This window comes from Gluconacetobacter asukensis (assembly GCF_014174375.1).
Taxonomy (GTDB): domain Bacteria; phylum Pseudomonadota; class Alphaproteobacteria; order Acetobacterales; family Acetobacteraceae; genus Gluconacetobacter; species Gluconacetobacter asukensis.
In genome coordinates, this window is record NZ_JABEQE010000023.1 from 43070 (window position 1) to 49309 (window position 6240).

General features: G+C 66.9%; 6 protein-coding genes. 5 read left to right on the forward strand and 1 reads right to left on the reverse strand.

All coding sequences use genetic code 11. The annotated features are described in order from the left end of the window. Nucleotides 1-129 precede the first annotated feature (129 nt). Complete coding sequence (locus HLH35_RS17895; protein WP_182980436.1) at nt 130-1572, forward strand: helix-turn-helix domain-containing protein; 1443 nt, start codon at nt 130-132, stop codon at nt 1570-1572. A gap of 181 nt (nt 1573-1753) precedes the next feature. Further along, nucleotides 1754-3691, forward strand: a complete 1938-nt coding sequence (gene acs, locus HLH35_RS17900) for an acetate--CoA ligase (protein WP_182980437.1) — start codon at nt 1754-1756, stop codon at nt 3689-3691. Nucleotides 3692-3752: 61 nt separating this feature from the next. Here the strand turns inward: acs and HLH35_RS17905 are convergent, their stop codons facing one another. Continuing rightward, complete coding sequence (locus HLH35_RS17905; RefSeq protein ID WP_182980438.1) at nt 3753-4103, reverse strand: winged helix-turn-helix transcriptional regulator; 351 nt, start codon at nt 4101-4103, stop codon at nt 3753-3755. Nucleotides 4104-4189: 86 nt separating this feature from the next. Here HLH35_RS17905 and HLH35_RS17910 point away from each other — a divergent pair, with 86 nt between their 5' ends. Genes HLH35_RS17910 through HLH35_RS17920 form a run of 3 tightly spaced genes read left to right on the forward strand, consistent with a single transcriptional unit; the run spans nt 4190 to nt 6113 of the window. Further along, entirely contained in the window at nt 4190-4756 is a 567-nt protein-coding gene (locus HLH35_RS17910) for a phosphohydrolase (protein ID WP_182980439.1), read from the forward strand. Between the two features lie 59 nt (nt 4757-4815). After that, nucleotides 4816-5631, forward strand: coding sequence for a dienelactone hydrolase family protein (locus HLH35_RS17915; RefSeq protein ID WP_182980440.1), 816 nt, complete (start codon nt 4816-4818; stop codon nt 5629-5631). After that, nucleotides 5628-6113 (forward strand): hypothetical protein, encoded by a 486-nt coding sequence (locus HLH35_RS17920; RefSeq protein ID WP_182980441.1) that lies wholly within the window; start codon nt 5628-5630, stop codon nt 6111-6113. The genes HLH35_RS17915 and HLH35_RS17920 overlap by 4 nt, the downstream gene beginning before the upstream one ends. Nucleotides 6114-6240: the final 127 nt, after the last annotated feature.

Sequence of the window (6240 nt, forward strand, 5' to 3'; positions counted from 1 at the left end):
CGATCATCCTGTGCCGTCAGTTAAGGAGACCCGGGAAGTCGACGCCAGACAAAAGAAGACGCCAAGACATGAATGGTGTAAAACCATTTACATACTGATCTGTGTATTTGTAAAAACGGGTAAATAAGCATGTCCCCGACCCGCATCGGTCGTATCATCCGCAGGCTTCGGACCGAACGGTCCCTGTCGCAGCAGGCGCTGGCGGTACGGCTGGGCATTTCGCCCAGCTATCTCAACCTGATCGAGCACGATCAGCGCAGCGTGACGGCGTCGCTGCTGATCAAGCTGACGCGGGCGCTGGATGTCTCGATCGAGGCGCTGTCGGGCGTGGACGAGCAGCGGATGGAGGGGCTGCTGCACCAGGCGCTGTCCGATCCGCTGCTGGGGGCGCATGGCGTGCCGGCGCAGGAAATCGCGGCGCTGGCGGCGCAGCCCGAGGCCGCGCGCGCGGTGCTGACGCTGCACCAGGCGTTCCGGGCCGCGCATCACGACGCAACACGGCTGATGCTGCCGACGGGCACGCGCGTCATCCTGCCGCAGGACGAGGCGCGGCTGGTCTATGACGAGCGGCTGAACCATTTTCCCCAACTGGAAGAGCTGGCGGAGCAGGTGCGCGCGGAGATGGCGCGGACGGCCCGCCTGCCGGATGGCGAGGGCGTGGCGCCATCGGAAAGCAACCACATGATCGCGACCCGGTTGCGCCAGCATCACGGCATCGTGGTGCGCATCACGGCGCTGGACGGGACATTCCGCCGCTATGACCCGGACAGCCGGCTGCTGCTGCTGTCCGACCTGCTGCCCCGGGAAAGCCGGGGATTCCAGCTGGCTTTTCAACTGATGCTGCTGGAAGGGCGGGAGGTGATCGAGGCGCTGCTGCACGAGATCGCGCCCAGCACCGAGGATGCGCGCATCGTGATCCAGATCGGGCTGGTGAACTATGCCGCCGCCGCTTTGTTGATGCCCTATTCGCCCTTCCTGGCGGCGGCGGGGGGGCTGCGCTACGATCTGGACCTGCTTTCGGCGCGGTTCGGCGTGTCCTACCAGCAGGCGGCGCAGCGCCTGTCGACATTGCAGAAGCCGGGCGAGCGGGGGGTGCCGTTCTTCTTCGTGCGCACCGATCCGGCCGGCAATATCACCAAGAGCTTTTCCGCCTGTGGTTTTCCGGTGGCCCGGCAGGGACATTCCTGCCCGCAATGGAATGCCAATACCTGTTTTGCCACGCCCGGCGTGACGCAGGCGCAGGTGGCCCAGTTTACCGACGGGCGGACGTTCCTGTGCTTCGCGCGGACCGTGTCGGGCATTTCGACCGGCTGGAACGATGTGCAGCCGGTCCATGCCATCGCCATGGGGTGCGATATTACCCGCGCGTCGGAAATCGTGTATTCCGACCGGCTGAATCTGCAGGCGCCGGCCATTCCCGTCGGCATTTCCTGTCATCTGTGCGACTGGACCGAATGCCGGTCGCGCGCGCATCCGCCGCTGCATCATCGCCTGGCGCTGGACATCAACCGGCGGGATGCGCTGCCGTTTACGCTTGATACCGGGCCGGAACGCCCGAACGGAGGGGGGTGATCCGACAGAACGGACGTGCTCACGGCGATAGGGGCTGCGCCGGCTCCTCAGACAACATTTCCCGGCGGGCTCTGAAATGGGGCTCGTGCAGCGGGGATGAATTCTCTATATTGAGAAATGTACATCCCCCCAACCAAGAAATCGGCATTCGAACCGATCAGACAGGCGGATTGAAAATACAGTGTCAGACAAAGAAATTTTCCAGATTCCACCGTCTTTCGCCGCGCAGGCCGGCGTCGATGGTGCCCGCCTGCGTCAGATGACCGACGCCGCCGCGCGCGATCCGGAACAATTCTGGCTCGGCGAGGCGGGGCGTCTGGACTGGACGCAGCGCCCGACGGTCGCGTCCGGCTCCTCCTTCGCGGACGATGTGTCGATCCGCTGGTTCGCGGACGGCCGGCTGAATGCCAGCGTCAATTGCCTGGACCGCCATCTGGCCGAGCGGGGCGAGCAGATCGCCCTGATCTGGCAGGGGCAGGAGGCGGCGCAGGTCGAGCGTCTGACCTATCGCGCGCTGCACGAGCGCGTCTGCCGGATGGCCAATGTGCTGCGCGGGCTGGGGGTCGGCAAGGGCGACCGGGTCGCGATCCATCTGCCCATGGTGGTCGAGGGCGTGGTGGCGATGCTGGCCTGCGCGCGGATCGGCGCCCTGCATGTGGTGCTGTTCGGCGGGTTTTCGGCCGAGGGGCTGGCCGACCGGCTGAACGATAGCGGGGCGGTGGCGGTGATCACCGCCGACGAGGCGCGGCGCGGGCCCAAGCGGATCGCGCTGAAGACGGTGATGGACGAGGCCCTGGCGCGGGGCGTGCCCAGCGTGCGCCATATGCTGGTGCTGGCCGTGACCGGCCTGGACGTGCCGATGCAGGAGGGGCGCGACCTGGCGCTGACCCCGCTGCTGGCGCAGGCGGCGCCCGATTGCGCGGCGGCCGAGATGGAGGCCGAGGACCCGCTGTTCCTGCTCTATACCTCCGGCAGCACCGGCAAGCCCAAGGGCATGGTCCACTCCACCGGTGGTTACATGGTCTGGGCTTCGTTCACCCACGAGCTGGTCTTCGACCATCGGGCGGGGGATGTGTTCTGGTGCACGGCCGATATCAGCTGGATCACCGGGCACACTTATGTGGTCTATGGGCCGCTGGCCAATGGCGGCACGATCCTGCTGTTCGAGGGCCTGCCGTCCTATCCCGCGCCGGGGCGGTGGTGGGAGGTGATCGATACCCACAAGGTCACGACCTTCTATACCGCGCCCACGGCGATCCGCTCGCTGATGCGCGACGACGATGCGGTGGTGAAGCGCCATGCGCTGGACAGCCTGCGCCTGCTGGGCAGTGTGGGCGAGCCGATCAGCCCCGATGCCTGGGTGTGGTTTCACGAGGCTGTCGGACGGGGGCGCTGCCCGGTCGTCGATACCTGGTGGCAGACCGAGACGGGCGGCATCCTGATCGCCCCGGTGCCCGGCGCGGTGCCGCAGAAGCCCGGTTCCGCCACCCTGCCGCTGCCCGGTGTGGAGGCCGTGCTGCTGACGGACAAGGGCGAGCTGATCGAAGGCGAAGGGGAGGGCTGCCTGTGCATCGCCCGCTCCTGGCCTGGTCAGGCGCGCACCATCTGGGGTGGTCACGAACGGTTCCGCCACACCTATTTCAGCTTCAGCCCCGGCTATTATTTCTCGGGCGACGGGGCGCGGCGGGATGCCGATGGCTATTACTGGATCACCGGGCGCATCGATGACGTGATCAACGTCTCCGGCCATCGGATCGGCACCGCCGAGGTCGAGGATGTGGTGGCGACCGACCATCGCTTCGTCGAATGCGCGGCGGTCGGCGTGCCGCACGATATCAAGGGGCAGGGGCTGGTCGTGTTCGCGGTGGCGCGCGATGCGTCCGTGCCGGATCTGGCCGAGGCCGCTTCGCTGGCCGTGACCAAGGGCATCGGGCGCTATGCGGTGCCCGAACGGGTCTATCTGGTGCCCGACCTGCCGAAGACCCGGTCGGGCAAGATCGTGCGGCGGCTGCTGCGCAAGATCGCCTGCCATGAACTGGACGGGCTGGGCGACCTGTCGACGCTGGCGGACGCGACGATCGTGGACCGGCTGATCGCGGTGGTCGGGCCGGCGAAATGAATGGCGGCGGGCGGGGTTATCCCGCCCGTTGCCCGGCGAGGATCGGCGGAGAGGTTACGGATCACGTACGGCTTTGGTGCGTGCGTTCGTAGGTTCCCCATTCGGCGACGGGCAGAAGGATGTCGACCAGCGTGCGTCCTTTGGCGGTGGCGGTGTAGCAGGCGGCCCCGTTGTCGCCAGGGCCGGGGTCCTGTCGTGCGATCAGGCCGTCCGCTTCCATGGCGCGCAACTGGGTGGAGAGGACCTGCTGGCTGACGCCGCCGAGTGCGCGGCGCAGCTGGGCGAAACCGAACGCGTCCTGTGTCAGGAGGTGGAGCGCCCGGGCTTTCCACTTGCCGCCGATCATGGCGATGACGGTCTCGATCGGGCAGGGATCGAGAGGCGTTCGTTTCGGAATATACTCTTTGGGCATGATGGTCAGAACATTCTGTGTCTTGCCGGGACCGGCCTGGGCGCGCTCTGTCGCCGACGGTTCCGAAGGGCAGAAGGATGGAGAGCGTGCGCGAAGAGATCAAGATCGTCCGGCATGACGAAACAGTCGAGCGCGAACTGGCGACCCTTGCCGGCGTGATCGGTGCGGACCTTCCGGCCTATCGCAACCATATCTATCGCGTGCTGACCTATGCGCTGGATGTCCTGGGCGAGGACCGGACATGGCGGGAAACGATTGCCTTCGCGCTGGTGTATCACGATGCCGGTTTGTGGACGGCGCGCGACCTTGCCTATCTGGAACCTTCGGAGGCGGCAGCGGAGCGGGCCCGTCTGGTCAGGGCGCCCCATCTGGATGGCCGGCTTGTCCGCGCGATCATCCATTGGCATCACAAGATAACGCCGTATCGCGGCGCGCATGCCGATGTGGTCAACGCGGTGCGCAGGGCAGACTGGATCGATGCCAGTGGCGGGCTGATCCGCAAGGGCCTCGCCCGACAGCGGATCAGGGCCGTCATGCGCGCCATTCCGGTCGCCGGATTTCCCGCTATCCTGATGCGGCTGGCGGCGGATCTCAATCATGGGCGCCAAGCGGCCGGCCTGCGGCGCGTGCTGAGATACGTCTACAAGATATGAAGCGCGGGGCCCTTGGCAGGTTCGTGCCGGCGCCCTTCATGCTGGTAGGGAGAAAAACGATGCGATCCTGGTGGGGACTTGTTGCGCTGGCCTGTCTGGCCCTGGCTGGTTCCTGCGGACGGCCGAGCGAGGCCGTGGCGCGGATGGTGACGCGGCCCGTTACCTGGACACAGGACGGTGTGCGGTTCGATAGTGTGCTGGTCTATGACGATGTGGTTTCGGGCCACCGGCCGGGGCTGGTCATGGTGCCCAACTGGCATGGGGTGAATGCGATCGCCATCGACAAGGCGCGGATGATCGCGGGGCATGATTACGTCATCCTGCTGACCGACCTGTATGGCGCTGCCATTCGCCCCACCGACGATGCGCAGGCCAAGGCGGCGGTGAAGCCGCTGATGGCCGACCGGGCGTTGCTGCGGCGACGGATGGCGCGGGCGCTGGCGGAATTGCGGGCCCAGGCTGCATCGGCGCCGATCGATCTCTCGCGTCTGGCGGCCATCGGCTTCTGTTTCGGCGGCACGGCGGTGCTGGACCTGGCGCGCAGCGGGGCGGATGTGCGGGCGGTGATCTCGTTCCATGGGGATCTGGCGACCGACGCCCCGTCTCTGGCGCGGGGTATCCGGGCGTCGGTGCTGGCCATGAACGGGGCGGACGATCAGTGGACGATGCCCGATCTGCCGGCTTTTCTGCAGGAAATGAGCCAGACGCCCACCGCGTGGCAGTTCGTGGTGATCGGGCATGCGGTGCATTGCTTCACCGAGACCGAGGCGACAGGCTCCAGTGGCATGTGCCGGTATAATGAAGATGCTGCCCGGCGATCCTATGAGCTGATGCGCGGCTGGCTGGCGGCGCATTTCACGGCGGCGCGGCCGTGAGGGCGAAGCTGTCGCGGCGGTATGGGCTGGCCCTGATGGTGGGGCTGGCGCTGCTGCCATGGCGGCCGGCTGCGTGGTCGCAGGGATATCGTCCCGGTATTCCGCCCGGGGGACTCATACCGGGCGGGATCGTGCCGGGGGACAGCGTGGCGTCGGCGGCCGATCGGGCGCGGCGGCGGATGGAGGCGGAGACGGCGATCCGTCAGCAGGACCTTGCCGCCCGGACGCGTCAGCAGCAGGCGATCGCGCGCGATCGTGCGGCGCTGGATGCGTCTCGGGGCCAGCGCGGTGCGTCGTCCCCCGCGACGCCGGAACAATGGCAACGCGAGCAGGCGCTGCAGAACGACATCGACCGGCGGATCGCGGTGCAGCGCCGGGGTGTGACCGTCACGCCGACCGGGCCGGGGGCATGGATCGTGCGTGACGGGGAAGGCGCGACCCAGGGCGTGTGCCGCGAGATCGGCGGTGTTCTGACCTGTTGAGGGTTGGCGGGTGCCTTAGGCGCTGTCTGCATTCATGGATTCCCTTTGATTTGAAGTTCTGATTCAAGGCTGTCGATGGAGGGCAAGCCTTGAGCAGACGGACACTGACAGACGAGCAATGGAGCCG

Bases quoted from the DNA above. Each gene is read 5' to 3' on its own strand.
- HLH35_RS17895 (WP_182980436.1), top strand. From the start codon at position 130: ATGTCCCCGACCCGCATCGGTCGTATCATCCGCAGGCTTCGGACCGAA.
- HLH35_RS17905 (WP_182980438.1), bottom strand. From the start codon at position 4,103: ATGCCCAAAGAGTATATTCCGAAACGAACGCCTCTCGATCCCTGCCCG.
- HLH35_RS17915 (WP_182980440.1), top strand. From the start codon at position 4,816: ATGCGATCCTGGTGGGGACTTGTTGCGCTGGCCTGTCTGGCCCTGGCT.